This window comes from Pandoraea captiosa (assembly GCF_902459775.1).
Taxonomy (GTDB): Bacteria; Pseudomonadota; Gammaproteobacteria; order Burkholderiales; family Burkholderiaceae; genus Pandoraea; species Pandoraea captiosa.
In genome coordinates this window covers 101,083-126,437 of record NZ_CABPSQ010000001.1, presented here as the reverse complement: position 1 = coordinate 126,437, position 25,355 = coordinate 101,083, and the positions used below count along the sequence as shown (strand labels likewise).

The 25,355-nt window shown below is 62.9% G+C and carries 20 protein-coding genes; 8 read left to right on the top strand and 12 right to left on the bottom strand.

What is annotated here, in order from left to right; translation table 11 throughout:
- Nucleotides 1-56 precede the first annotated feature (56 nt).
- Nucleotides 57-503 carry a GatB/YqeY domain-containing protein gene (locus PCA31118_RS00655; protein ID WP_044456313.1) on the bottom strand — a complete coding sequence of 149 codons (447 nt, stop codon included), beginning with the start codon at nt 501-503 and terminating at the stop codon, nt 57-59.
- Nucleotides 504-958: 455 nt separating this feature from the next.
- Nucleotides 959-2,209 (bottom strand): BaiN/RdsA family NAD(P)/FAD-dependent oxidoreductase, encoded by a 1,251-nt coding sequence (locus PCA31118_RS00650; protein ID WP_150622074.1) that lies wholly within the window; start codon nt 2,207-2,209, stop codon nt 959-961.
- 89 nt (nt 2,210-2,298) lie between these two features.
- Here PCA31118_RS00650 and tsaD point away from each other — a divergent pair, with 89 nt between their 5' ends.
- Nucleotides 2,299-3,330 carry a tRNA (adenosine(37)-N6)-threonylcarbamoyltransferase complex transferase subunit TsaD gene (gene tsaD / locus PCA31118_RS00645; RefSeq protein ID WP_150623611.1) on the top strand — a complete coding sequence of 344 codons (1,032 nt, stop codon included), beginning with the start codon at nt 2,299-2,301 and terminating at the stop codon, nt 3,328-3,330.
- A gap of 80 nt (nt 3,331-3,410) precedes the next feature.
- Here the strand turns inward: tsaD and folE2 are convergent, their stop codons facing one another.
- The 4 genes from folE2 to PCA31118_RS00625 form a co-directional block, all read right to left on the bottom strand.
- A complete protein-coding gene (folE2, locus tag PCA31118_RS00640) occupies nt 3,411-4,220 on the bottom strand; it encodes a GTP cyclohydrolase FolE2 (protein WP_150622071.1) in 810 nt (269 codons plus the stop codon).
- A gap of 198 nt (nt 4,221-4,418) precedes the next feature.
- Nucleotides 4,419-6,332: a 1-deoxy-D-xylulose-5-phosphate synthase gene (gene dxs / locus PCA31118_RS00635; RefSeq protein ID WP_150622069.1), complete on the bottom strand. Its 1,914-nt coding sequence runs from the start codon at nt 6,330-6,332 to the stop codon at nt 4,419-4,421.
- 256 nt (nt 6,333-6,588) lie between these two features.
- Nucleotides 6,589-7,485 carry a polyprenyl synthetase family protein gene (locus PCA31118_RS00630; protein ID WP_150622066.1) on the bottom strand — a complete coding sequence of 299 codons (897 nt, stop codon included), beginning with the start codon at nt 7,483-7,485 and terminating at the stop codon, nt 6,589-6,591.
- Between the two features lie 232 nt (nt 7,486-7,717).
- Nucleotides 7,718-7,987, bottom strand: a complete 270-nt coding sequence (locus PCA31118_RS00625; RefSeq protein WP_150622064.1) for an exodeoxyribonuclease VII small subunit — start codon at nt 7,985-7,987, stop codon at nt 7,718-7,720.
- A gap of 228 nt (nt 7,988-8,215) precedes the next feature.
- On the opposite strand from PCA31118_RS00625, the gene PCA31118_RS00620 reads away from it, so the two are divergent.
- The 3 genes from PCA31118_RS00620 (at nt 8,216) to PCA31118_RS00610 (ending at nt 11,377) form a co-directional block, all read left to right on the top strand.
- The gene (locus PCA31118_RS00620; protein WP_150622062.1) at nt 8,216-9,331 is read left to right on the top strand and encodes an aromatic ring-hydroxylating oxygenase subunit alpha; all 1,116 of its coding nucleotides are present in this window, start codon (nt 8,216-8,218) and stop codon (nt 9,329-9,331) included.
- 261 nt (nt 9,332-9,592) lie between these two features.
- The gene (locus PCA31118_RS00615; protein WP_150622061.1) at nt 9,593-10,447 is read left to right on the top strand and encodes a DMT family transporter; all 855 of its coding nucleotides are present in this window, start codon (nt 9,593-9,595) and stop codon (nt 10,445-10,447) included.
- 45 nt (nt 10,448-10,492) lie between these two features.
- Nucleotides 10,493-11,377 (top strand): sulfurtransferase, encoded by an 885-nt coding sequence (locus tag PCA31118_RS00610; RefSeq protein ID WP_150622059.1) that lies wholly within the window; start codon nt 10,493-10,495, stop codon nt 11,375-11,377.
- Nucleotides 11,378-11,473: 96 nt separating this feature from the next.
- On the opposite strand, the gene PCA31118_RS00605 is transcribed toward PCA31118_RS00610, so the two are convergent.
- The 4 genes from PCA31118_RS00605 to polA all read right to left on the bottom strand — a co-directional run bounded on the left by PCA31118_RS00605 (nt 11,474) and on the right by polA (nt 17,986).
- Nucleotides 11,474-12,325 carry a ZIP family metal transporter gene (locus tag PCA31118_RS00605; RefSeq protein WP_425495317.1) on the bottom strand — a complete coding sequence of 284 codons (852 nt, stop codon included), beginning with the start codon at nt 12,323-12,325 and terminating at the stop codon, nt 11,474-11,476.
- A gap of 171 nt (nt 12,326-12,496) precedes the next feature.
- Nucleotides 12,497-13,372 (bottom strand): dienelactone hydrolase family protein, encoded by an 876-nt coding sequence (locus PCA31118_RS00600; protein WP_150622055.1) that lies wholly within the window; start codon nt 13,370-13,372, stop codon nt 12,497-12,499.
- Nucleotides 13,373-13,648: 276 nt separating this feature from the next.
- Entirely contained in the window at nt 13,649-15,055 is a 1,407-nt protein-coding gene (locus PCA31118_RS00595; RefSeq protein ID WP_150623609.1) for an NAD(P)/FAD-dependent oxidoreductase, read from the bottom strand.
- Between the two features lie 192 nt (nt 15,056-15,247).
- On the bottom strand, nt 15,248-17,986 hold the full coding sequence (gene polA, locus PCA31118_RS00590; RefSeq protein ID WP_150622053.1) for a DNA polymerase I: 2,739 nt from the start codon (nt 17,984-17,986) through the stop codon (nt 15,248-15,250).
- Here polA and PCA31118_RS00585 point away from each other — a divergent pair, their 5' ends adjacent.
- Nucleotides 17,987-18,721 carry an LOG family protein gene (locus PCA31118_RS00585; RefSeq protein WP_047905259.1) on the top strand — a complete coding sequence of 245 codons (735 nt, stop codon included), beginning with the start codon at nt 17,987-17,989 and terminating at the stop codon, nt 18,719-18,721.
- Nucleotides 18,722-18,924: 203 nt separating this feature from the next.
- Here PCA31118_RS00585 and PCA31118_RS00580 read toward each other — a convergent pair whose 3' ends face one another.
- A complete protein-coding gene (locus PCA31118_RS00580; protein WP_150622051.1) occupies nt 18,925-20,169 on the bottom strand; it encodes a YeeE/YedE family protein in 1,245 nt (414 codons plus the stop codon).
- 354 nt (nt 20,170-20,523) lie between these two features.
- On the opposite strand from PCA31118_RS00580, the gene PCA31118_RS00575 reads away from it, so the two are divergent.
- The 3 genes from PCA31118_RS00575 (at nt 20,524) to PCA31118_RS00565 (ending at nt 22,840) form a co-directional block, all read left to right on the top strand.
- Nucleotides 20,524-20,895 (top strand): hypothetical protein, encoded by a 372-nt coding sequence (locus PCA31118_RS00575; protein WP_150622049.1) that lies wholly within the window; start codon nt 20,524-20,526, stop codon nt 20,893-20,895.
- A 126-nt stretch (nt 20,896-21,021) separates the two neighbouring features.
- Nucleotides 21,022-21,993, top strand: a complete 972-nt coding sequence (locus PCA31118_RS00570) for a homoserine kinase (protein ID WP_150622047.1) — start codon at nt 21,022-21,024, stop codon at nt 21,991-21,993.
- A 31-nt stretch (nt 21,994-22,024) separates the two neighbouring features.
- Nucleotides 22,025-22,840 carry a BPSS1780 family membrane protein gene (locus tag PCA31118_RS00565; RefSeq protein ID WP_150622045.1) on the top strand — a complete coding sequence of 272 codons (816 nt, stop codon included), beginning with the start codon at nt 22,025-22,027 and terminating at the stop codon, nt 22,838-22,840.
- Between the two features lie 170 nt (nt 22,841-23,010).
- Here the strand turns inward: PCA31118_RS00565 and PCA31118_RS00560 are convergent, their stop codons facing one another.
- Nucleotides 23,011-25,329, bottom strand: a complete 2,319-nt coding sequence (locus PCA31118_RS00560) for a UvrD-helicase domain-containing protein (protein WP_150622043.1) — start codon at nt 25,327-25,329, stop codon at nt 23,011-23,013.
- Between the last annotated feature and the right edge of the window lie 26 nt (nt 25,330-25,355).

The window sequence follows — 25,355 nt, the reverse complement described above, 5'->3', positions numbered from 1 at the left end:
TCGCAGCGCGGTGCCGACCCATCGCATGCACGACGGCCCGGTACCGCACCACCGGATTACGCAGCCAACGCCGCCTTCACTTGCGCCGACACGACAGTCATGTCGGCGCGACCGGCCAGCAGGCCCTTGAGCACGCCCATCACCTTGCCCATGTCCTGCGGCCCGGCTGCGCCCGTTTGTGCCACTGCCGCCTTGACGGCCTGCGCGACTTCGTCTGCCGAGAGCTGCTGCGGCATGTAGACCTTGAGCACTTCGAGTTCAGCGGCCTCCTTGTCGGCCAGATCGGTGCGGCCGGCAGCCTGGAACTGACTGATGGAATCCTTGCGTTGTTTGATCAGCTTGTCGACGATGGCGACGGTCGCGGCATCGTCAAGCTCGATGCGCTCGTCGACTTCCTTTTGTTTGATTGCCGCAAGCAACAGACGGATGGTCCCCAGTTTATCGGCGGCCTTGGCACGCATGGCCGTCTTCATGTCTTCGTTGATGCGTTCTTTCAGACTCATGAGCAGGGATTCCGGAATTCGATTACGTTTCAGTGTAGTGCATGCCGCCCCAAAGAAAAGGACGACGACGGTGCGCCTCTTGCCGCCCCGAAACCGCCGCCGCTGCACAGGCGCAGGATTGAGCGAGGCACAAAGCACAAAAACCCGCTTGGGGAGACGATCACGAACGTGATCACAAGCGGGCTCGCCGGAGACTTGGGCCGGCCCGGCCGAACGCCGGGTCGTCGCAGCGTCGCGCCTGTCACCCTTGACGCGTCGGACGCCAGATGCTCCATAGTACGTCGGAGCCGTCACCGACAGGTCTACGAACAAGCGCTGAAACGATACTGCTGCCGATTTGGCGTCGTCTCCACGAAGGGGAGAGCGTAGCATAGCCGTCGAGTGGCCGTCTATGCCAGCGCGTCGCCTTCTCACCGCCCGCCCAACGCTCGAAGCTCGGCGCCCGCCCTCAGGCCTTACGTGGCAGCGCCGCCATTTGCCTGCGCCGACTGAATGCCATCGGCCATGGCGTGTGCACACGCCACTGCCGACGCCCATGCCCACTGGAAGTTATAGCCGCCGAGCCAGCCCGTGACGTCGACCACCTCGCCAACGAAGTGCAGACCGGGTTGCGACCGTGCTTCCAGCGTGGCCGACGACAACGCCCGAGTGTCGACACCTCCGCGCGTCACCTCCGCCTTGCGCCAGCCTTCCGAACCGCAGGGCTTGAGGGTCCAGCCGGAGAACGCTTGCGCTAGCGCACGCAACGCCTTGTCGGGCAACTCCTGCACCCGGGCTTGCGGCGACAGGCCGCTATTGGCGACCCACGCATCCGCCAGGCGCGCCGGCACCCATTGCGCCAGCAAGTTGCTCAATTGACGTTTGGACGTCCCCTTGGCATCAAGCAATGCAGCTTCGATGTCCGACGAAGGCGCAAGATCGAGCGTAATTGGCTGTCCGGGCGTCCAGAAGCTGGATATCTGAAGAATCGCAGGCCCCGAAAGTCCACGATGCGTGAACAGCAAGTCTTCGAGAAAACGCCCGGCGTCCTTGCCCTTGCCCGTGCTCACCTCGACCTCGAGCGACAACCCCGACAAGCCCGCGAAAGGCGCCCAGGTCGAGGCGTCGAACATCAATGGCACGAGCGCCGGACGCGGCTCCACGATGTCGAGTCCGAACTGCCGCGCGATGCGATAGCCCCAGTCCGTTGCGCCGATTTTCGGAATCGATAGCCCACCGGTCGCAATCACGAGACGTTTGGCTGCGATATGCCCCGCATCTGTCGTCAAGTGATAGCGATGCAGCCCACCCGCCTCTGTATAGGCCACGGTATGGACCGCACAGGGCATGCGCCAGTGCACATGCCCGGCAGCACACTCCTTTCGCAGCATTTCAATGATGTCTTCGGCGCTTTCGTCGCAGAACAGCTGTCCGCGATGCTTTTCGTGCCAGGCGATGCGGTGACGCTTGAGCAGATCGAGAAAATCGCGCGGCGTATAGCGCGCCAGTGCCGAGCGGCAGAAACGGGGGTTTTCCGACAGATAATTCGCCGGTCCCGCGTTGATATTGGTGAAATTGCAGCGACCACCGCCTGAAATTCGAATTTTCTCCGCCAGACGTGTCGCATGATCGATGAGCACCACGCGCAGCCCAAGCTGCCCGGCCACGGCCGCGCACATCAAGCCGGCTGCGCCAGCCCCCACAATCGCTACATCGAACTTTTCCATGGCGCGCATTGTAACCGGCGGCCGACAGGGTCGACTGGTATACTTCCCGGTTCTCCCCATTCATGACGCCACGCGCATCCCCTCCCGCCATGCTGGTTTTAGGCATTGAAAGCTCCTGCGACGAAACCGGGCTCGCCCTCTATGACACCGAGGCCGGGCTGCTCTCGCACGCGCTGCATTCGCAGATTGCCATGCATCGCGAGTATGGCGGCGTGGTGCCCGAGCTCGCGTCGCGCGACCATATCCGTCGCGCTCTGCCGCTCGCCGAGGAAGTCCTCACACAAGCCGGCAAGCCGCTAAGCGCCGTGGACGCCATCGCCTACACCCAGGGCCCCGGCCTCGCGGGAGCGTTGCTGGTCGGCGCAAGCGTTGCCAATGCCCTCGCGTTTGCGCTGGATCGCCCGGTCGTCGGCGTGCACCACCTTGAAGGTCATCTGCTGTCGCCGCTACTGGCACCGGACGCCCCCGACTTCCCGTTCGTCGCCCTCCTGGTCTCCGGCGGCCACACGCAGTTGATGGAGGTTCGCGCCTTCGGCCAATACGCCATGCTCGGCGAGACGCTCGACGACGCGGCCGGCGAAGCCTTCGACAAGACGGCCAAATTGCTGGGACTCGGCTATCCGGGCGGCCCGGCGGTCTCCCGACTGGCCGAATTCGGCACCCCGGGGCGTTACGACCTGCCGCGACCGATGAAGCATTCGGGCAACCTCGATTTCAGCTTCAGCGGCCTGAAGACCGCAGTGCTCACCCAAGTGCGCAATCTCGGCGGTAACGTCTGCGAGCAGGAAAAGGCCGATCTCGCCCGAGGCTTTGTCGACGCCATTGTCGAAGTGCTCGTCGCCAAGTCGATGGCGGCACTCAAGCAGACCGGCATGAAGACACTGGTCGTGGCGGGCGGCGTAGGCGCCAACGCGCAGTTACGCGCCGGATTGAACGAGGCGGCGCGACGTCGCGGCTATCGGGTGCATTACCCGGACCTCGCTTTCTGCACCGACAATGGCGCGATGATCGCTTTTGCCGGGGCGATGCGGCTCAAACACTGGCCGGACGAGGCCGACAGCGAGTACGCATACACTGTTCGGCCCCGCTGGGATCTTGCCGATATCGTGCGAAGCGCTTGAAGTTGACGTAGAGCGCCACCCATAAAAAAACCGCTCCGAAGAGCGGTTTTTTTTGCGAACGACGCGTCGTCTGCGCCGAATCAGGCACCAAGTCGCTTATCGCGCTCGATCACGGCGTAAGCGCTGTGATTATGGATCGACTCGAAGTTTTCGGCCTGGAGCACATATGCCACGATACGCGGCTCGTGGTCGAGACGCGTCGCCACGTCACGTACCAGATCCTCCACGAATTTCGGATTCTCATAGGCGCGCTCGGTCACGTACTTCTCGTCCGGGCGCTTGAGCAATCCCCACAGTTCGCACGACGCTTCTTCCTCCGCCATGCGCACCAACGCCTCGACAGCGATGTCGCCCGCGATCTCGGCGTCGATCGTGATGTGCGAGCGCTGGTTGTGCGCACCGTACTGCGAAATCTTCTTCGAGCACGGGCACAGGCTCGTGACCGGCACAAGCACCTTGAGCCACACGCGCGTCTCGCCGTTGCGCACGTCGCCCGTAAGCGTTACCTCATAGTCCATCAAACTCTGAACGCCGGAGACCGGCGCCGTCTTGTTGATGAAATACGGGAACGTGACCTCGATCCGACCGGCCTCGGCCTCCAGCTTCTCGAGCATGCTGCCGAGCATCGTGCGAAAACCGGCGACGTCCAGCGGCGCACGGTTGGCTTCGAGCAACGCCACGAAACGCGACATGTGCGTGCCCTTCTGATCGGCAGGCAGATGTACGTCGAGATTGAACAGGCCGACCGTTGCCTGCACATCGCCGTCGGTCAAGCGTACCGACAATGGATGACGGACACCGCGCACACCAACGCGCTGAATCGGAATCTGCCGGGTATCGACGGTGCTCTGCACATCCGGCATGACGAAAGCGGGGTTCATCTGGTTCATCTAGTTTCCTTCTTTGCCGGCAAACCGACTGGGGGGGGCAATGGGCAAAAACGTACCCGATACGCGACTTGCGCGCCTGCGCGAGTGCCACCGGGAATGTGCCGGCGAACCCCGGCACGGGATGGGGATGCGCTATGCAAAACGAAACGATCCGGCGCGCGAGCCGGATCGTTTGAACACTCAGGACTGCCGGACGGATCAGGCGACGAGTTTCGTCGTCTTGCCAGCAGCCTGCGCAGCGTCGACGGGCTGGAGATCGAAGCGCTCGCAGATCGACCTGGCGATACCCTCGGCGTCGAGACCCACACCCGAGAGCAGCAGTGCCGGGTCGCCGTGATCGATGAAACGATCAGGCAGGCCCAATTGTAGTACGGGTCGATTACCCCCGCCGGCGAGCAGGGATTCCGCGACGGCCGAGCCTGCGCCACCCATGATGCTGCCCTCTTCGACCGTCACGAGGTAGTCATGCGTCTTCGCCAGACGCGCGATCAGTTCGTCGTCGATCGGCTTGACGAAGCGCATGTCGGCCACTGTGGCGTCGAGCGTCTGCGCCGCTGCCAGCGACGGCGCCACCATGCTGCCGAAGGCGAGAATGGCGACACGGCGTCCAGCTTGCGCCTGACTCTCACGACGCACGATGCCCTTGCCGATCGGCAGTGCAGTCATCGTCTGCTCGATCGCGGCGCCAGTTCCTGCGCCGCGCGGATAGCGTACGGCCGACGGTCCGTCGATCTGCACACCCGTGTAGAGCATCTGACGGCATTCGTTCTCATCCGAAGGGGCCATGATGACCATGTTCGGGATGCAACGCAGGAACGGAATGTCATAGGCCCCGGCGTGCGTCGCACCGTCTGCGCCCACGAGCCCCGAGCGATCCAGTGCAAAGACGACCGGCAGATTTTGCAGGGCGACGTCGTGGATCAGTTGGTCGTAGCCGCGTTGCAGAAACGTCGAGTAGATGGCGACGATGGGCTTCAGACCTTCCGTTGCCATACCGCCCGCGAACGTCACCGCGTGCTGCTCGGCGATGCCGACATCGTAGTAACGATCGGGAAAACGCTTTTCGAATTCGACGAGGCCGGAGCCTTCGCGCATGGCCGGGGTAATGCCCACGATACGCTTGTCGACGGCCGCGATGTCGCAGAGCCATTCTCCGAACACCTGCGTATAGGTCTTCTTGCTGCTCGTGCTCGGCTTGATACCTTCGGCCGGATTGAACTTGCCTGGACCGTGGTACAGCACCGGATCCGCCTCGGCGAGCTTGTAACCGTAACCCTTGCGCGTGACGACGTGCAGGAACTGCGGCCCCTTGAGATTCTTGATGTTCTCGAGCGTCGGAATCAGCGAATCGAGGTCATGGCCGTCGATGGGGCCGATGTAGTTGAAGCCGAACTCCTCGAACATCGTGGCCGGCACGACCATGCCTTTCGCATGCTCTTCGAACTTGCGGGCCAGTTCCAGCACCGGCGGCGCCACGCTCAGCACCTTCTCCACACCCTTCTTCGCGGCCGCGTAGAAACGACCCGACATCAGGCGGGCCAGATAGCGATTGAGCGCGCCGACCGGCGGCGAAATCGACATGTCGTTGTCGTTCAGGATGACCAGCAGCGGCACATCTTCATGTACGCCGGCGTTGTTCATCGCTTCGAACGCCATACCGGCCGTCATCGAACCATCGCCGATCACGGCGATACCGAAGCGATTCTCACCCTTCGTGCGTGCGCCGAGCGCCATACCGAGCGCCGCCGAGATCGACGTGCTCGAATGCGCCGTGCCGAACGTATCGTACGGTGATTCGTCGCGCTTCGGAAAGCCGGAGATGCCGCCCAGCTGACGCAGCGAGCCCATCGCGTCGCGACGACCGGTCAGGATCTTATGCGGATAGCTCTGGTGGCCCACATCCCAGACAATGCGATCTTCCGGCGTGTTGAAGACGTAGTGCAGCGCGATGGTCAGCTCGACCGTGCCGAGATTGGACGACAGGTGGCCGCCCGTACGCGACACGCTCTCGAGCACGAAAGCACGCAGCTCCTCGGCCAGCGGCGCGAGTTGGCGACGCTCCAGACGCCGCAGATCGGCCGGGTCATCGATAGTATTTAGAAGTTCGTACATCGTCGTTCCATATATAGGCGTTCTTTACCGGGCAGCGCCCCCTGTGAGCTGTCCCCGATCTCCTGCCGGTGCGTTCTGTGGGGAGATCGCGCCGACCCTCCATGCCCCTTGCATATTTCTGTTGCATGCGGCCCCGCAAACGCGTTGCGGCCAGTCTGCCGGGACCGTTCAGAACCTCACTTCAACCGTCATCGCATCCGTACATCTGCGAACAGGCGGCTTACTTCCAGCGGCTAACTTCTCTTACTTGCCACACTCAATTAATGCGATCGACCACGTAATCGGCCAGCGCTCGCAGTCGGTCGGCGTTGCCGAGCGACGCACTTGCCGCATGGGCGTCCGCACGCAGTTTTTCGGCATAGTCACGCGCGCCTTCGAGGCCCATGAGCGACACGTAGGTCGGCTTGTCGTTGGCGGCATCCTTGCCTGCCGTCTTGCCCAACGTGGCCGAGTCGGCGGTCGTGTCGAGAATGTCGTCCACCACCTGGAAGGCGAGTCCTACCGCAGCGGCGTAGGCATCGAGCGCGACGGTTTCGTCGTCCGACAGCGCGCGGCCGCAAATCGCCCCCATGCGCAGCGAAGCCCGCAGCAGGGCCCCCGTCTTCAGGCGATGCATGTTTTCCAGTTGCGACTGCGTCAGCTTGATGCCAACGCTTTCCAGATCGATTGCCTGACCACCGGCCATGCCCAATGCGCCCGAAGCCACCGCCAGTTCGCGCACCAGCGCCAGCGATTGCGCAGCGCTCAGATCGCTCGTGGCTTCGCCCAGCAGGGCGAACGCCTGCGTTTGCAGCCCGTCGCCGGCCAGCAGTCCGGTCGCTTCGTCATACTGCACGTGCACGGTCGGCTTGCCGCGACGCAGATCGTCGTCGTCCATGCACGGCAGATCGTCGTGCACCAGCGAATAGGCATGGATCATCTCGACAGCGCATGCCGCACGATCCAATGCCGCCTCGCTTGCCTGCGTCACTTCACCGGCGGCGAAGCAGAGCAGCGGGCGCACCCGCTTGCCGCCGCCGAGCACGGCGTAACGCATCGATTCGTTGAGTCGCGCCGAGCCGCCATCGGTCGCCTTGGGCAGCGCAGCGTCGAGCGCCTGTTCCACACGGGCCTGTACTGCCTGCATCCAGGCTTTGATATTCTGATCCGCCATCGTCTTCGTCCTGCACGCGCCCCTCGGGCCGTGCGTGTTAGTACGCGTTGGTGCGCGTTAGTGCGCGTTAGTGCGCATTAGCGCGCAATAGAGCGCGTTATTGCACGTTATTGCGTGTTAGTGCACGTAGTGCGTGTCAGGTCGCATTATCGAATGCGCCCCGGCATCGCAGAACGCCCTGGGTCGCGGGTTGTCTTCCGGCATTGCCAAAACGCGAGATCGGGCCCGAGCCTCAGAACTCGTCGCGTGCAACATCGAGCGGCTTGAGCGTCTCGCCTTCGAGCACCTTTACCTGCTGCTCCACCTTTTCGAGCAGACCCTGACAGTACTTCACCAGCACAGCGCCACGACGGTACGCGCCCAGCGACTCCTCGAGTCCCAGCTCGCCACCCTCCATGCGCCCGACGAGCTTTTCCAGCTCGGCCAGCGCAGCCTCATAGGTCTCGGGCAGATCTTGCGGCACGTCGGGTGCCGCGTCTTGCGACTTTGCAGTCTTGGCCATAAACGCAAAATTCGGGTCGAATGTTCCATTTTACGGCAAAAGCACACTAGCTCGCAGAGCGTAAATTGCCTCAAAACCGGTCGGGATGACATTTTTCGGACATTATTTAACGTAAATCATGGACTTAGCAGCCCCCGAATGTCTAGACCGGGTATAATCGTCGGTTCCCCTAAATCGATTTTTCGATGGTTGGGTTGTTCACTGCTTTCAAGCTAGACGGGAGTGGGAATGTCCAATCTAAGCAGCGCTTTGCAACTCAAACCGGCCTCGAGCCAACTGCCGGTCTACACGTATTTCGATGAGGCGCTCCTCGCCCGCGAGCGTGAAGTCCTCTTTAAGCACGGCCCGCGCTACGTGGGCCACGAACTGATGGTGCCGGAAGCCGGCGATTATTTCGCCCTCCCGGCCGAGCAGGAAGGCCGCATGCTGGTGCGCAACGGCGCTGGCGAGCATAACGGCATCGAACTGCTCTCGAACGTCTGTCGTCACCGCCAGGCGGTCATGCTCAATGGTCGCGGCAATACGCCCAACATTGTGTGCCCGCTTCACCGCTGGACTTACGACACGAAGGGCGAACTGCTCGGCGCGCCGCATTTCCCGGAAAAACCGTGCCTCAATCTCGGCAAGTTCCCGCTGCAACGCTGGAATGGGTTGCTGTTCGAAGCCGAAGGCCGCGATGTACAGGCCGATCTCGCACGCCTTGGCGTGAAGCACCATCTCGACTTTTCGAACTTCATGTTCGATCACGTCGAAGTGCATGAATGTAATTACAACTGGAAGACGTTCATCGAGGTTTACCTCGAGGACTACCACGTCGTGCCGTTCCACCCCGGCTTGGGCAGCTTCGTTTCGTGCGAAGACCTCAGTTGGGAATTCGGCGACTGGTACAGCGTGCAGACCGTGGGCGTTCATGAAGGTCTCGCCAAGCCGGGCAGCCCGATCTACCGTCAGTGGCACGACGTGCTGCTACGCTACCGGGAAGGCGTGCCGCCGGACTTCGGCGCGATCTGGATGGTGTACTACCCGCACCTGATGATCGAGTGGTATCCGCACGTGCTGGTGGTGTCGTGGCTGATTCCGCGCGGGCCCCAGAAGACGACGAATATCGTCGAATTCTATTATCCGGAGGAAATCGCGCTTTTCGAACGCGAATTCATCGAGGCCGAGCGTGCTGCCTACATGGAAACGGCCCGTGAGGACGACGAGATCGCCGAACGCATGGACGCCGGGCGTCGCGCCCTGTTCGAGCGCGGTGTTTCGGAGGTCGGCCCATACCAGAGTCCGATGGAAGACGGCATGCAGCACTTCCACGAGTTCCTGCGTCGACAGATGGGAGACTTCTGAACGAAGGGCTGGGCCCGACTCTCACCGAATGAGAAACGCCTCAAGCACCCCCAACGGGTAACTGCGGCGGCGGTGGAACTGAATTAAATATTTGCCGAAAAATTCGCGAAACGGCGGGCCATGTGCCCGCCGTTTTCGTTAGAATCGTCGCCATGCTTTCGATATGACCGTGCACCACGTATTTGTGCTGCACGAGTCGCCCGCGTTCAGCACGAAACGCGCCAAGTTCGTCTCCTCGCCGTTATTCGGCCACCACTCGCCATGCAATCGCTCTGGATGTTGGTCTCCGCCTTCATGTTCACGTTGATGGGGCTCTTCATCAAACTGGCGGCAAACGAATACAACACCGGCGAAATCGTCCTCTATCGCAGCCTGATCGGCGTGATCGTCCTCCTGGCGATTTCGTTCATGCGAGGCCAGACGATCCGCACGCGTCACTTCGGCGCTCACGTCAAACGCAGTACCGCCGGCGTCATCTCGCTCGGCCTGTGGTTCTATTCCCTCACGCAATTGCCGCTTTCGACGGCGATGACCCTCAATTACATGTCGCCGATCTGGATTTCGCTGATCGTGATGGGCACGGCGGCGATGCGTGGCAGTCTGCGCACCGACTTCCGCCTCGTCGCTGCGATTTTCGCGGGGTTCGTCGGCGTTGCACTGCTTTTGCAGCCGACTATCGACAGTCAAGCCTGGGGAGGTGGCGTCGCGGGCGTGGTCTCAGGGGTGTTCTCCGCCGTGGCCTATATGCAGGTCAAGGAATTGGGCGCCGCAGGGGAGCCCGACTGGCGCATCGTCTTTTACTTCTCGCTCGGCGGGGTATTGCTGGGTCTCGGATGGGTCGCTATCGAGGGCATGCACGCCATGACATGGCGTGGTACCGGTCTGATGTTGGGTGTTGGCCTTGCGGCGCTTATCGCCCAGACCGCGCTCACACGGGCGTTTAGCCTGGGCAACACGCTCGTCACTGCGAATCTCCAATACTCGGGCGTAATCTTCGCTACACTGATCAGCATGCTTGTCTGGGGCGACTGGCCTGCGCTGGCCGGCTGGATCGGCATGCTGCTCATCGTGGCGAGCGGCATGACCGCGCTGCGCCGACCGTCACCCTCCGCCTGATCGCCGCCGGACGATTCATCCCCCACGCCCGTCTGCGGAGACGTCATGATTCACACCCACTTCACCACGCTCATCAGTCCGCAAAATCTCGATGCGCTGATGCAAACCGCCGCCGGTGGCGGCGCCCCGGTGGTCATTTTCGACTGCCGATTCGATCTCGCCAATCCGGCGGCAGGCGAAGCCGCCTACGTGGATGGCCACATTTTCGGCGCCTTCTACGCACACCTCGACCGCGATCTTTCCGGCAAGACGACCGGCAAGAACGGCCGTCATCCGCTGCCCGATCGCGACACCCTCGTGCGTCACCTCGCGGCTTGCGGTCTGTCGAAGGGTCAGCAGGTCGTCGCGTACGATGCACAGGGCGGCGTGTACGCGGCCCGTCTCTGGTGGCTGTTGCGTTGGCTCGGACACGAGTCGGTCGCCGTACTCGACGGCGGACTGCAAGCGTGGGAAGCCGCCGGCTTCAAACTCGACGCCGCACCGCCCGAAGAACCGCCGCCCGGCGACTTTGCGCCGGGGGAACCGCTGGCGACCACGGCCGATGCCGCCGCCATCGAGCGCAATCTCACCTCGCATGAGCGTCTGGTCATCGATGCCCGTGCTCCCGATCGCTACCGCGGCGAAAACGAGACGCTCGACCCTGTCGGCGGCCATATCCCCGGGGCAGTCAATCGTTTCTTCAAGGACAACCTCGGTGCCGACGGCCGTTTCAAGCCAGCGGCGACGCTTCGCGAGGAAATCACACAGATCATCGGCCACGAACGCCAGCCCGAGCGCGTGATCGCCCAGTGCGGCTCAGGCGTGACGGCTTGCCATAACCTGCTGGCCATGGAGGTCGCCGGTCTGCACGGCGCCAGTCTCTATGCGGGATCGTGGAGCGAATGGTGCGCCGACAAGCGTCGCCCGGTGGCGACGGGGGCTCAGCCCTGAGCCGGCATGCATTGCGGTAGCGCGCCCTTGTCCTTGTCGGCGCGCGTCACCTGGCCAGCGCTACCGATGAGCGTTGGCGGAGACAGGTGCAATGTCCTATCGAGATGCCCCGTCTCCTGCCACGCTCGCGAGCGCACTGCCACGCTCATCGTGGCCGTGACCATGATCGTGGTCATGGTCGTGACCGTTTAGCCAGACGACCAACGCCAATCCCACAGCGATCAGCAAAATCTGCGGCAACGCGTCGCGCGGCGACGTGCGGCGCTGCATCTGCGGCATCAGGTCCGACACTGCAATGTAGATGAAGCTGCTCGCCGCCAATGCCAGCAGATAGGGGATCAGGCTCTGCAGACGGTCGAGCATGAAATACCCGAGCACACCACCCAGTAATGCCGTGAGGCTCGACGCCAGCGTCAGAACCAGCGCCTTGCGGCGCTTGAGCCCGGCGTTCAGCAACACCATGAAGTCGCCCAACTTGTGCGCGACTTCGTGCACCGTAATCGACACCGTTGCCGCCACACCCAGGCGCGGATCGGTAAGGAACGCGGCGGCGATCACCACACCATCGGCGAAATTGTGAATGGCGCTGCCGACCAGAATCATCCACCCGCCCCTGCCTGCCTCATGCGCGTCGTGGCCATGTTCGTGATGATGCCCGTCGCCCTCATGGTGATGGCTGTGACGCAGCAACGCGAGCTTTTCCAGCAGGAAGAAACCCAGTAACCCGCCAAGCAGCCAGCGCGTAATGACATGGGCGTCGACATGCGACTCAAGACTCTCGGGCAGCAGATGCAGCAGCGCCGTGCCGAGCAGCACGCCTGCCGAGAAGCTGACCATCTTGTCGATGAGCTTCGAGAGCAGGCCGAGCGACAGCGATGCTGCGCCGAACAGGCTCAGCACGCCGGAAGCCAGCGTGGCAATGACGATGAAAAGAAAGATGGCGTCGATGGTGTTTCTCCCGCAGGCAAGCCGGCGATTTAACCAGCTTTTACCGTGACAGGCAAACCGTCATGCCGCCTGACACGATGATGTGTACAACGCCACTGCCTCAGGCCAAGTGATGGGCACCGACGACTGCGCGTCAGGCAGCCATCGGTGACTCGCCCGAACGTCGGCCTCTCAGGCCACGCCGTGCTTACGGAACCAGTCTTGCGCGAGGGCCCAGCCCTGCTTCGCGTCCGCCTCGACGTAGCTCGCGCGGTAGTCCGCGAAGAACGCATGCCCCGAGTTCGGGAACACCTTCAGCTCGGAGGCCTTCGATGCAGCGTCGCCCTTGGCCAGCGCCTCGCGCGCCTGCTCGACGCTCGCGACCGGAATGCCCGTGTCCTTGCCGCCATACAGGCCGAGCAACGGTCCGTGCAACTTTCCGGCGATATCGATCGGATTACGCGGGAAGTTCTCGCTCTTGTCGCCGACGATGCGCCCATACCACGCGACTGCCGCCTTGACCTTCGGATTGTGGGCGTCGTACAGCCATGCCACGCGCCCGCCCCAGCAAAAGCCGGTAATGCCAAGACGATTGTCGTCGCCGCCGTTCGCCGCCGCCCACTTCACGGTCGCGTCGATATCGCTCATGACCTGCTGATCCGGGGTCTTGGCGACGATTTGCGACTGAATCTCGGCAATCGTCCCCAGCGACTGCGGATCGCCCGCACGCGCGAACAACTCCGGCGCCACCGCCAGATAACCGAGCTTTGCGAAACGTCGGCAAATGTCGGCAATGTGCTGGTGCACGCCAAAAATTTCCGAAACGACGACAATCGTCGGCAAATGGGTCTTTCCCGCCGGCTTCGCGTAGTACACCGGCATTTTGATGCCGGGCACGTCGAGCAGGTGTTCGCCTGCGTCCAACCCTTGCGTGTCAGTCGTGATCGTTTCGGCTGCCACCGGCAGCACCGCCAGCGCAAATGCCGAACCGACCGCCGTCTTCAGAAAATCACGCCGGTTACGCGGCGCTACCTCAGGCACGAGACTATCCAGATCCGCTTGCGACATGTCGCACTCCAGGTGAAAACGTCGAGAAGAGAACAAAAAGAGAACGTCGGAGAAAAGCCGGGAAACCGTCAATCGGACGGCAAGACACGCCGTCGACCGAGGCCGGACGTTCGGATATTACTCGAGAGGGCACGCACTTGCACTCGGACGCCCGTCCAACCGCACTCGGATCATTCCGAATCGACCTGGCAACACGACCGGTGAGAGACGAAAACCTGAGACACGAGGCAGGACGCGCGCGCAGCATCGTCGCGCGACCGGCCCCACATCGCGATATCAATGCAGCTTCACGCGCGGCACGGTGGAGCGCCGCAGACGGTTCGCGACCGTGTCGAGCATCATGCGCCAGACGCCATGCAGCGCCGCCACGTGCATACGATAGAGCGACGTGTACATGACGCGAGCGAACAACCCTTCGATAAACATGCTGCCGCCAATAAGCCCCCCCATCAGATTGCCGACCGCGCTGAACTTGCCCAGCGAGACGAGCGAGCCGAAGTCACGATAGGTGAACGTCGGCAGGCTTTGCCCCTTCAGACGCGCATCGATAGCCTTGACGAGAAAACTGGCCTGTTGGTGCGCCGCCTGCGCCCGCGGCGGCACGAAACCATGCTCGGGCCACTCGCAACTCGCACAATCCCCGAACGCGAAGATGTCGGGATCGGTCTTGCTTTGCAGCGTGGGCAACACTTCGATCTGATTCAGCCGGTTGACCGCCAGCCCCAGCTTGCCCAGCACGGGCGGCGCCGTAATGCCCGCCGACCAGACCGTAATGTCGGCCGGCAGCACCTTGCCGCTCGTGGTCGTCACTTCGTTCGGACGCACCTCCGCCACCGAGTCGCCGCAAAGAATGTCGACGTCGAGCTTCGTGAGCAAGCCGGCGACCGCGCCCGAGACGCGCTCGGGCAATGCCTTCAGAATGCGCGGGCTGGATTCGATGATGGTGATGCGCACGTCCTTGCGCGGGTCGAGTTTCAGCCCGTACGAGCGCAGCACTTCCGCCGTATTGCGCAACTCGGCCGAAAGCTCCACGCCCGTCGCCCCCGCCCCCACGATCACGAGGTTCACCTTGTGACGCTGTGCCTTCGGCGGCGACAACAACGCGCCGGCGGGTGCGTCCGGTGCCTCGGAGGGGACAGCTGCGTCCGCCGCATCCACTGTGTCCGCTAGGGTCGCCTGAAGCGGCGTCTCGGCGGCATTCTGCGCACGAACGCACGCCGCCATCAACCGACGGCGGAAGCGCTCGGCCTGCTCGACCGTATCGAGTGCGATGGTGTGTTCCTGCGCCCCCGGCACACCGAAGAAGTTGGTGGTGCTGCCGATGGCGAGCACCAATGTGTCGTAAGGCAAGGTGCGCTCTGGCAGCAAATCGCCCTCGCCTTCGTCGGCCGCCGCAGGCACGGCCGCAAGCCGGATGGTCTTGGCCGCGCGATCGAGTCCGATCATCTCACCGGTCGCGAACTCGAAGTGATGCCAGTTCGCCTGAGCGACGTAAGAGAGCTGATGGGTCGCCGTATCCATGACACCGGCCGCGACTTCATGCAGCAACGGCTTCCAGATGTGCGACAGCGAACGGTCGACCAACGTAATCTGGACGTCCTTTCCCCGCCCGTACTTATCGCCCAGGCGGGTGACAAGTTCGAGACCGCCGGCGCCGCCGCCGACCACAACGATACGATGCACACTCACGATAACTCCCCGTGCTTGGAAAACCGTCCGGCCGGTCGGCAAACTGCCAGACCGGCGATACCGATCACCTTACCGCAGAGTACGGACTTCGGGTATTCCGGCCGCCCTATTCCCGCTATTGCGTGATCCAGATCGTCGTGCCATCGGACGTGTGCGACACACCGTTGCAGCATACGCCGCGCAGCTTCAGTGCGCCTGCTCCCAGTTCTCGCCCACGCCGACTTCGGCCACGAGCGGGACCTTGAGTTTCGCCACGCCGCACATCAACTCGGGCAGGCGCTTGCGCACCTCGGCCAGTTCGTGGTCAGGCACTTCGAGCACCAGTTCGTCGTGCACCTGCATGATCTGACGCGTCTGCAAGCCGCTATCGTCGAGCCAGCGCTGCACGGCAATCATGGAAAGCTTGATGAGGTCCGCAGCCGTGCCCTGCATCGGCGCGTTGATGGCGGCGCGCTCGGCGGCCTGACGGCGTGGCCCGTTGCCGCCATTGATATCCGGCAACCACAGACGACGGCCGAACACCGTCTCGACGTAGCCGCGCGCCTTGGCGCTCTTGCGCGTCTCGTCCATGTAGCGCGCCACACCGGGGTAGCGCATGAAGTAGCGGTCGATGTACTGCTTGGCGGCGTCGCGCTCGATGCCGAGGTTCGCCGCCAGACCGAACGCGCTCATGCCGTAGATCAGACCGAAGTTGATGACCTTGGCGTAGCGCCGTTGCTCGGACGAGACTTCCAGCGGCGTCACGGCAAAGATCTCCGCCGCCGTCGCACGGTGAATGTCTTCGCCGTTCGCAAACGCGCGCAGCAGGCTTTCGTCGCCCGAAATATGGGCCATGATGCGCAGTTCGATCTGCGAGTAGTCAGCCGATACCAGTTGGCTGCCCGGCGGCGCAATGAACGCTTCGCGAATGCGGCGGCCTTCGGCCGTGCGCACCGGAATGTTCTGCAGGTTCGGATCGTTCGACGCCAGTCGCCCCGTGATCGCCACTGCCTGCGCGTAGTTCGTATGCACGCGGCCCGTCGCCGGATCGACCATCTTCGGCAGCTTGTCGGTATACGTCGACTTCAGCTTGGCCAGCCCCCGATACTCAAGCAACACCTTCGGCAGCGGGTAGTCCTCCGCAAGCTTTTGCAGGACTTCCTCATCGGTCGACGGCGCACCGCTCGCCGTCTTCTTGACGACGGGCAGTTGCAACTGCGTGAAGAAAATATCGCCGATCTGCTTGGGCGAATTCAGGTTGAATTGCTGCCCCGCCAGCGCATAGGCCTCGTTCTCGAGCGTGATCAGCTTGCGACCGATTTCGTCGCTTTGCGCCGCCAGCCGCGCCGTATCCACGAGCACACCGTTACGCTCCATACGCTGGAGTACACGCGCGGTCGGCATTTCGACATCGCGATAAACGAATTCGAGCGTGGCCTCGCGCGCCACGTCCGGATACAACGCACGGTGCAGACGCAACGTGATGTCGGCGTCTTCCGCCGCATACTCGGTGGCCCGCTCGATCGTGACCTCATCGAAGCCGATCTGCTTCGCGCCCTTGCCGCACACATCCTCGTACTTCACTGTCGTCACACCCAGATGGCGCGACGCGAGGCTGTCCATGTCGTGACTGCGGTGCGATTCGAGCACATACGACTGAAGCAGTGTGTCGTGGGCGATGCCGCCCAGCGCGATGCCGTAGTTCTCGAGCACATGCGCGTCGTACTTCAGGTTCTGCCCGACCTTCTTGTGGTCAGGGCTCTCGAGCCAGTGCTTCAGGCGCGCCAGCACTTCGTCGCGCGGCAACTGTTCCACTTCGCCCGGCGCGCGGTGCGCGACCGGAATGTATGCGGCACGCCCCGGCTCGCATGAGAACGACAGGCCGACGAGTTGTGCCTGCATCGCGTCGAGCGACGTCGTCTCCGTATCGAACGCCGTCAGCTCGGCAGCCTCGATGGTCTTCAGCCACGCGTCGAATTGCTCCCACGTCAGCACAGCCTCGTAATGGCGCTCGATGGTGTCGGCCACCGGCGCCGGCGCTTCTTCTCCGGCTTGCGATGCCACGGCCGCTTCTGCTTCGCGCAGCAATGTCTTGAAGCCGTGGCGCGAGAAGAAATCGCGCAGTACTTCGGCGTCTTCGGGCTGGGTTTGCAGACTGGCTTCGATGGAGGTGACCTGAGGACCGAGATCGCAGTCGAGCGCCACCGTGACGAGCTTGCGCCCCATGGGCAGCCAGTCGAGTGCGCGACGCAGGTTCTCGCCGACGGCGCCCTTCACTTCCGCCGCGTGCGCGACGAGGTTATCCAGATCGCCGTATTGCGTGAGCCATTTGACGGCCGTCTTCGGACCGCACTTTTCGACGCCCGGCACATTGTCGACAGTGTCGCCCACCAGCGTCAGGTAGTCGACGATGCGCTCGGGCGGCACGCCGAACTTCGCGGTGACAGCGGGGGCGTCGAGCGTTTCGTTGGTCATCGTGTTGACGAGCGTCACACGGTCGTTCACGAGTTGCGCCAGATCCTTGTCGCCGGTCGAGACGACCACGCGCATGCCGCGCTCGGCCGCCTGCTTCGCGAGTGTGCCGATGACATCATCCGCTTCCACGCCGTCGATCATGAGAAGCGGCCAGCCCATCGCGCGCACGGCTTCGTGAATCGGTTCGATCTGCGCGCGCAGATCGTCGGGCATCGACGGACGGTTCGCCTTGTACTCGGGATACCAGTCGTCGCGAAACGTCTTGCCCTTTGCATCGAAAACGCAAGCGCTGTACTCTGCATGAACGTCTTTACGCATGCGGCGCAGCATATTGACGATGCCGTGCAGCGCGCCCGTAGGTTCGCCGCTGGGCCCGCGCAAATCCGGCAGGGCGTGATAGGCTCGATAAAGATAACTCGAACCATCGACCAATAAGAGCGTCTTACCTTCCAGACTTTGCTGTTCCGACATATGACTAAGAGAAGAAAAGAGATACCGAGTCTGCGCATGTTGGCAGACCATGAGCGCGCCACGGCCAAGAAGGCGCGCGCGTCGTGGCAGATGTTCACGATTATGGCAGAGTTCATCGAGGCGACCGAGTACCTGTCCGAGATCCGGCCGGCCGTGAGCATCTACGGAAGCGCGCGCATCAAGCCCAAGTCGCCGTTCTACAAGTTGACGATGACCATCGCGCGCAAGTTTTCGGACAACGGCTTCGCCGTCATCTCCGGCGGCGGCCCCGGCATCATGGAAGCGGCCAACAAGGGCGCGCACGGCGGCGCGTCGCCGACCGTCGGACTGAACATCGAACTGCCGCATGAGCAGAAAGGCAATCAGTGGCAGGACATCTCGCTGCGCTTTCGTCACTTCTTCACGCGCAAGGTCACGTTCGTGAAGAACTCGGACGCCTTCGTCATCATGCCGGGCGGCTTCGGCACCCTCGATGAACTGTCCGAAGTGCTCACGCTCATCCAGACGCAGAAGTCGCGTCACGTACCGGTGATTCTCGTCGGTTCCGAGTTCTGGAAAGGCTTGCTTGACTGGGTGCGAACGTCGATGCTGCCGATGGGCCTGATCAGCGAGAAGGACCTCGATCTCGTGCAGGTGATCGACGATCCGGACGAAATTCTCAAGGCGGTATTCGCGTTCTATGACGGTCACATCGAGCCTGAGACGGAGACCAGCGAAAAGATGTTCTATCTGTAATCGCTGACGCCGGAGCCAAGGTCCGGGAACATCGAAATACATCGGTCACGTCTTTGGCGATGCCCGGATCGACGCAAAAACGGCGCTGCGACTTCATCGCAAGCGCCGTTTTTGCATCGACCAGCTGCGACTGGCCGCGACTGGCTGCGACCGGGTGCGATCAGATACGTACCGTCGGCCGATACCGGATGAACCGAACCGGTTCAGCAGCCGCTCTCGCGCGGCGTAGTTTCGACTTCCAGCCCGAAGAACGGACGCAGGCGCGTGCCGAATACGTTGCCGAAGAACGCCGCCACCAGCCACAGCCAGCCATGCAGGCTGCCCGAAATGATGCCGCTGAAGTACGCCCCGATATTGCAGCCGTAGGCCAGCCGTGCGCCGTAACCGAGCAATAGGCCGCCGACCACCGCGGCGAGGAGCGAACGCGCGGGAATCTTCCACACCGGCGCGAATTTGCCCGCCAGCGAGGCGGCGACCAGTGCGCCGAGAATGATGCCGAGGTCCATGACCGTGGTCACGTCCTGCGCGACCGGTGCATTGAGCACGTTGACCTGCTTGGCCCAGTACGGCCACGAGGCAACGTCGATACCCAACGCCATGAAGGCCTTGGCGCCCCAGAGCGCGAACGCCGAGGTCACACCCCACGGACGACCTGCCAGTGCGAGCGTCGCATAGTTGAGCAGCACCAGCGCCAAGGCGCCCCACAGCAGCGGCCACGGTCCGCGCAGCAAGGCCGGCGCGCCCTTGGCGCTACGCGTCATCGGCACACCGACGACACGGCCGTGACGGCGCTTCTCCGCCCACAACGTGAACGCACCGATCGCCGCAAACAAAGCAAGATTGGCAATCAGTGCGGGCCACAGCCCCCACACTTTGACCAGCGAGACGGGCTTGATGTGGGGCAGCGACTCCCACCACGGCATGTGTGCGGTCGCGACCACGGAACCGACGATGAACGCCGCGAGCGTGACGAGCATGCGCGTGTTGCCTCCGCCCGCCGTGTACAGGGTGCCCGAGGCACATCCACCGCCGAGCTGCATGCCGATACCGAAAATGAATGCGCCGAATGCCACCGAGACACCAACCGGCGAGACGAGACCGACCACCTTGTTGCCGAACAGCGTGCCATCGGCCAGCGCCGGGAAAAACAAAGCGACACCAACGGCCAGCATCACCATCTGTGCGCGCAATCCCGCGCCACGACGATCCGCAATGAACACGCGCCATGCCGACGTAAAGCCGAAGGCAGCGTGATAAAGCGCGAGACCGAGCAATGCGCCAACGCCCGCGAGCGCCGCCTGCCTGGGCCCGACGGTCGCCTGCAGATAGCCGATGCCCGCGACGATGAGCAGCAGCGCGACCGTGAGCGGCCGGGCGTTGTACGACGAAGGGGAAGAAGGGGTCGGCGGTGCCGTTTTGACGGCGGCCGGGGCGGCGGAAGACGACATGACTTTCTGACTCCAGAATGCAGATGGGTGGCACGTGGCCACCCATCGAGACAATGTAGCAGGGTGCCAGAACACGATGCCGGTGAAAACTACCGTTTGGTGATTTTCTTATTACCGCAAGAAATATGAGAATGCCGTCGCTGTCCATTCCAAGCCAACGAATTCAGACGACCGCCCTGTCACGAAACGTCATTTGGGGACAGCCACCTGCCTCGCAGGCAAGTCGCTACGCCGCGTTCCGCGAGATTCCACAATGCGAAGCGGAACACGTTTGATAGAATGGACGTATTGGAACCCGCTGCGTCGGCCCGGCATGCCTGCCCGTCACAGACGCGTTCCCGCCCTCGGAGAATAATGATGAAAACGCGCTTTTCCCGTGCCCTGCCCCTGTTGATCGGTGCCGGCCTGCTGCTCGCCGGCCAGGCGTTTGCCCAGGACGGCAAGGAAACCGCCGCACAAGCCGCCAAGCGCGAGGCCGACGCCCGCGCAGCCGCTACCAGCACCCAGTCGGTCGACGTCAATCAGGAGCGCAAGCCGAGCTATTACGTGAACGATCAGGGCACCACCGTGACCGAGTACCGCGATCGCGGCAAGCCGACGGAAATCGACGTCCACTCCCGCTTCGGCACCAATTATCAATTGACCACGCCGCCGGACAATTCACCGCGCACGCGCGACAATACGTCGCAAAACGACCGTCTGCCGTCCGTCGGACTGAAGTTCTGACGTCTCTGGTAATCTGATGCCTTCGCGTGCCGGTTTGCGGCGCGCACGCTTCCTGTCTGTCTCGAACCAGCGGCCCGCTGCACACGCACGGGCCGTTTGTCTGAGTCTTATCCACTCAACGCACGCATGGCCGTTTTTACTTCCGTCTCGCCCGAGCAGCTTGAACAGTGGCTGCAACGCTACGATTTGGGGAAAGTTCTCGACTTCCGGGGCATCAGCTCGGGCATCGAGAACACCAATTACTTCCTGACGACCGAGCGCGGCGAGTTCGTGCTGACGCTGTTCGAGAAGCTCACGGCCACGCAGTTGCCGTTTTACCTCCAGTTGATGGGGCATCTGGCCCATCACAGTGTGCCGGTCCCCGATCCGATTCCGGATCGCACGGGCGAGATTCTGGGCGAGCTCAACGGCAAGCCCGCCACCATCGTCACCAAACTGGCAGGTCGCTCGGAACTCGCCACCACGCCCGAGCATTGTGCACACGTCGGGGCGATGCTCGCCCGCATGCATCTGGCCGGACGCGACTTCACGCTGGAGCAGGCCAACCTGCGCAGCCTGCCATGGTGGCGCGAAGCAACGCCCGCCGTGCTGCCGTTCCTGAGCGACGCCGAGCGGACACTGCTAGAGAGCGAGATGGCGCATCAGGAAACATTTTTCGCGTCGGACGATTACCGGACGATGCAAGCCGGCCCATGCCATTGCGACCTGTTCCGCGATAACGTGCTGTTCGACAAGGCCGAAGACGGCACGCCCCGACTGGGCGGCTTTTTCGACTTCTACTTCGCCGGCTGCGACAAGTGGCTCTTCGATCTCGCCGTGACGGTCAACGACTGGTGTTGCGACCTCGCGACCGGTACGCTCGACGATGCGCGCGTGCACGCGATGCTGCGCGCCTACGAGACGGTGCGTCCGCTCACGGATATCGAGGCGGCGCACTGGCGCGACATGCTGCGCGCCGGCGCACTGCGATTCTGGCTATCGCGCCTGTATGATTTTCACTTGCCGCGCGCGGCGGAAATGCTCAAGCCGCACGATCCGGGGCATTTCGAACGAATCCTGCGCAAACGCATCGAAGCCGTTTCCATTCCCTGGCTGTAACCCGGCGCTCCATCGGAGTCATTCGAACCCTATGCAATTGCTTGAAGTCCCGCCGAAGAGTGGTTATGTGTGGCTGCGCCAGGGGATCTGGCTATTCCGCAAGAACCCGCTCGCCATCATGAGCCTGCTGTTCGCGTATCTGTTCGGCACGTTGGTCATCTCGCTCGTCCCAGTCGTTGGCAGCCTTGTGTCGCTGGTGCTCGTCCCGGGTCTGTCGGTCGGCTTCATGGCCGCGTGCCGCGACATCATCAAGAACAAGCAGGTGTTGCCGCAGGTGCTGCTCGACGGTTTTCGGGGGCACGGCAAAGAAGTGGCACGCCGCCTGCTGGTGCTCGGCGCTTACTACATGGGCGCGACGGTCATCGCGTATCTGGTGTCGTCGCTGTTCAACGGCAGCGACCTGATCAACAAGGTACTGTTCGAAGGGAACGTGAATCGCGACGAGGTCATGAACAGCACCGCAGGGCTGGTGGCGGCCATGGCATTCGCGGTTGCGTACGTTCCCGTGGCCATGTTGTTCTGGTTTGCACCGGTGCTCGTGGCATGGCACGACATCACGCCGGTCAAAGCGATCTTTTTCAGTTGGACCGCCTGCACCCGCAACTTCCGCGCGTTCGTCGTCTATGGCCTGTGCGTGATGCTGCTTGCGATGGTGTCGTCGATGATCCTCGTGATCATCATGGCCGCGCTTGGCGTCTTCCAGTACGCGATGTTGCTGTTGTGGCCACTGTCGCTGCTGTTCGCCGCCATCGTCTATTGCTCGTTCTACGCGAGCTATCGTGGTTGCTTCGGCGTGCAGGAGATCGGCGCCATCGACCCGAACGTCGCCCCGCCCGACGGGGCATAAGCCGCCGCACGGGCGCGGCGGCGCGATGTGCCCCGACGTGGCGCGATGTGGCGATCCTGCGATGTCGCAATGCGCCATGTCGCACATCAACGAGAAAGGCACCCGCGGGGGCGCCTTTTTTTTATGCGCAGGGTTGGCGGATTCCCCGCCCACAATGCCCCGTCAGCCGATCACTCGATGGGTTGCAGCTTGGCGACGGCCAACGCGAGCCATTTCTCGCCATGACGGCCGAACTTGACGTGCGCCCGCGCCTCGTCGCCCGTGCCTTCGAGCCCGATGATCTTGCCCTCGCCAAACTTCGTGTGAAACACGCCTTGCCCGAGCTTGAAGCCGGTCTCCGACGCCCGCGAACGATCGGCAAGCGCCTTTTCGGACTTCGTCGCCGCCCACTCATCCTTCGGCGCGCTCACTTGCGGACGGGCAAACCAGTCGCGCCCCCACGCCGGCTCGGCTTGTGCCAGACGCGCGCCCGGTTGCGCTCGCGGCGTGAGGAACTTCAGCACCGATTCGGGGATTTCGTCGAAGAAGCGCGATCGTACGTTGTAGCGCGTCTGGCCGTGCAGCATGCGACTTTGCGTGAACGACAGGTACAAACGCTCCTTTGCGCGGGTGATGGCCACGTACATCAGGCGACGCTCTTCCTCTAGCCCGTCGAGCTCCATCGCGCTGTTTTCATGCGGGAACAGACCTTCCTCCAGACCGGTGACGAACACGGCCGTGAACTCCAGCCCCTTGGCGGCGTGCACCGTCATCAGTTGCACGGCGTCCTGCCCTGCCTCGGCCTGATTGTCCCCCGCTTCGAGCGACGCATGCGACAGGAAGCCCGCCAATGGCGTCATCTCGACCGGCGTATCGGCGTCCACCACGCCATCGGGCGACGCCAGCACGTCGGGCGCACCGGGAAGCGCCGGGCGCATGGCGATGAGACGCGCCGGGGCCTCGAGCCCGTAGCCCTCCTCGGCAATGAAGGCCGTCGCGGCGTGCACCAGTTCCTGCAAGTTCTCGATGCGGTCCTGGCCTTCCTTCTCGGTCTGGTAGTGCGCAATCAGGCCGCTCGCCTCGATCACGTGCGTGACGACCTCCGGCAGCGTGAGACGCTCGGTGTCATGGCGCGTCTGCTCGATCAGCCGCACGAACGCCAGCAAATTCGTCCCGGCCTTGCCCGTCATATAAGGCACTGCGGCGTACATCGAGCAGTTGTAAAGGCGGGCCGCATCGGCCAGTTGCTCCAGCGAGCGCGCACCGATCCCGCGCGTGGGGAAGTTGACGACGCGCGCAAACGCCGTGTCGTCGTTCGGATTTTCGATCAGACGCAGGTACGCCAGTGCGTGCTTGACTTCCTGACGCTCGAAAAAGCGCAGACCGCCGTACACACGATAGGCGATCCCCGCGCCCACTAGGGCATGCTCCATGACACGCGACTGGGCATTGCTGCGGTAAAGGATGGCGATATCCTGACGCGACAGCCCTTGCGCGACCAGCGCCTTGATTTCCTCGACGAGCCAGCTCGCCTCCTGCAGATCCGTCGCGGCTTCGTACACGCGAATCGGCTCACCGTGCCCGGCGTCTGTTCGGAGATTCTTGCCCAGACGTCGCGCGTTGTTCGAGATCAGCGCATTGGCCGCGTCGAGAATATTGCCGTGCGAGCGGTAGTTCTGCTCCAGCTTGATGAGATGACGAACCCGAAATTCACGCTCGAAGTCGGCCATATTGCCGACGTTGGCACCACGAAACGCGTAGATGCTCTGATCGTCGTCACCCACAGCGAACACCGCGCCGTTCGCGCCGGCGAGCATCTTCAGCCAGGCGTACTGCAGCTTGTTGGTGTCCTGGAACTCATCGACCAGAATGTGGCGAAAGCGCGTCTGGTAGTGCACCCGCAGCGGTTCGTTATGCTTGAGCAACTCGAAACAGCGCAGCAGCAGTTCGGCGAAGTCCACCACGCCCTCGCGCTGGCACTGTTCCTGGTAGCTCGCGTAGAGTTCGACGAACTTCTGGTTGAAAGCGTCGTTGGCCTCGACCTCGTGCGGACGAAGACCCTGCTCCTTGGCGTTATTGATGAAATACTGGAGATTCTTGGGCGGGAATTTCTCATCGTCCACATTCGCCGCTTTCATCATCCGTTTGATCGCGGAGAGCTGGTCGGCCTGGTCCAGAATCTGAAAGCTCTGCGGCAGCCCCGCGTCACGGAAGTGCGCGCGCAGCATGCGGTTGCACAGACCGTGGAAGGTGCCGATCCACATGGCGCGCGTGCTGATCGGCAGCATGGCGCCCAGCCGGGCCTGCATTTCCTTGGCGGCCTTGTTGGTGAAGGTCACGGCCAGAATGCCCGCCGGGCCGACGTGGCCCTGCTGGATCAGCCAGGCGATACGGGTGGTGAGCACGCGCGTCTTGCCGGAACCCGCGCCCGCGAGAATGAGGGCCGGTTCGTCCGGAAGGGTGACGGCGGCCAGTTGTTCGGGGTTCAGGTTGGCGAGCAGATCGGGCATGTCGGATACGAATTTCGAGTGAAGCC

Coding starts and splice junctions, on each gene's coding strand:
- PCA31118_RS00575 (WP_150622049.1), top strand. CDS start 20,524: ATGATGAAAACGCGCTTTTCCCGTGCCCTGCCCCTGTTGATCGGTGCC.
- tsaD (WP_150623611.1), top strand. CDS start 2,299: ATGCTGGTTTTAGGCATTGAAAGCTCCTGCGACGAAACCGGGCTCGCC.
- PCA31118_RS00650 (WP_150622074.1), bottom strand. CDS start 2,209: ATGGAAAAGTTCGATGTAGCGATTGTGGGGGCTGGCGCAGCCGGCTTG.
- polA (WP_150622053.1), bottom strand. CDS start 17,986: ATGTCGGAACAGCAAAGTCTGGAAGGTAAGACGCTCTTATTGGTCGAT.
- dxs (WP_150622069.1), bottom strand. CDS start 6,332: ATGTACGAACTTCTAAATACTATCGATGACCCGGCCGATCTGCGGCGT.
- PCA31118_RS00620 (WP_150622062.1), top strand. CDS start 8,216: ATGTCCAATCTAAGCAGCGCTTTGCAACTCAAACCGGCCTCGAGCCAA.
- PCA31118_RS00610 (WP_150622059.1), top strand. CDS start 10,493: ATGATTCACACCCACTTCACCACGCTCATCAGTCCGCAAAATCTCGAT.
- PCA31118_RS00625 (WP_150622064.1), bottom strand. CDS start 7,987: ATGGCCAAGACTGCAAAGTCGCAAGACGCGGCACCCGACGTGCCGCAA.
- PCA31118_RS00560 (WP_150622043.1), bottom strand. CDS start 25,329: ATGCCCGATCTGCTCGCCAACCTGAACCCCGAACAACTGGCCGCCGTC.
- PCA31118_RS00615 (WP_150622061.1), top strand. CDS start 9,593: ATGCAATCGCTCTGGATGTTGGTCTCCGCCTTCATGTTCACGTTGATG.
- folE2 (WP_150622071.1), bottom strand. CDS start 4,220: ATGAACCAGATGAACCCCGCTTTCGTCATGCCGGATGTGCAGAGCACC.
- PCA31118_RS00655 (WP_044456313.1), bottom strand. CDS start 503: ATGAGTCTGAAAGAACGCATCAACGAAGACATGAAGACGGCCATGCGT.
- PCA31118_RS00600 (WP_150622055.1), bottom strand. CDS start 13,372: ATGTCGCAAGCGGATCTGGATAGTCTCGTGCCTGAGGTAGCGCCGCGT.
- PCA31118_RS00630 (WP_150622066.1), bottom strand. CDS start 7,485: ATGGCGGATCAGAATATCAAAGCCTGGATGCAGGCAGTACAGGCCCGT.
- PCA31118_RS00565 (WP_150622045.1), top strand. CDS start 22,025: ATGCAATTGCTTGAAGTCCCGCCGAAGAGTGGTTATGTGTGGCTGCGC.
- PCA31118_RS00570 (WP_150622047.1), top strand. CDS start 21,022: ATGGCCGTTTTTACTTCCGTCTCGCCCGAGCAGCTTGAACAGTGGCTG.
- PCA31118_RS00580 (WP_150622051.1), bottom strand. CDS start 20,169: ATGTCGTCTTCCGCCGCCCCGGCCGCCGTCAAAACGGCACCGCCGACC.
- PCA31118_RS00585 (WP_047905259.1), top strand. CDS start 17,987: ATGACTAAGAGAAGAAAAGAGATACCGAGTCTGCGCATGTTGGCAGAC.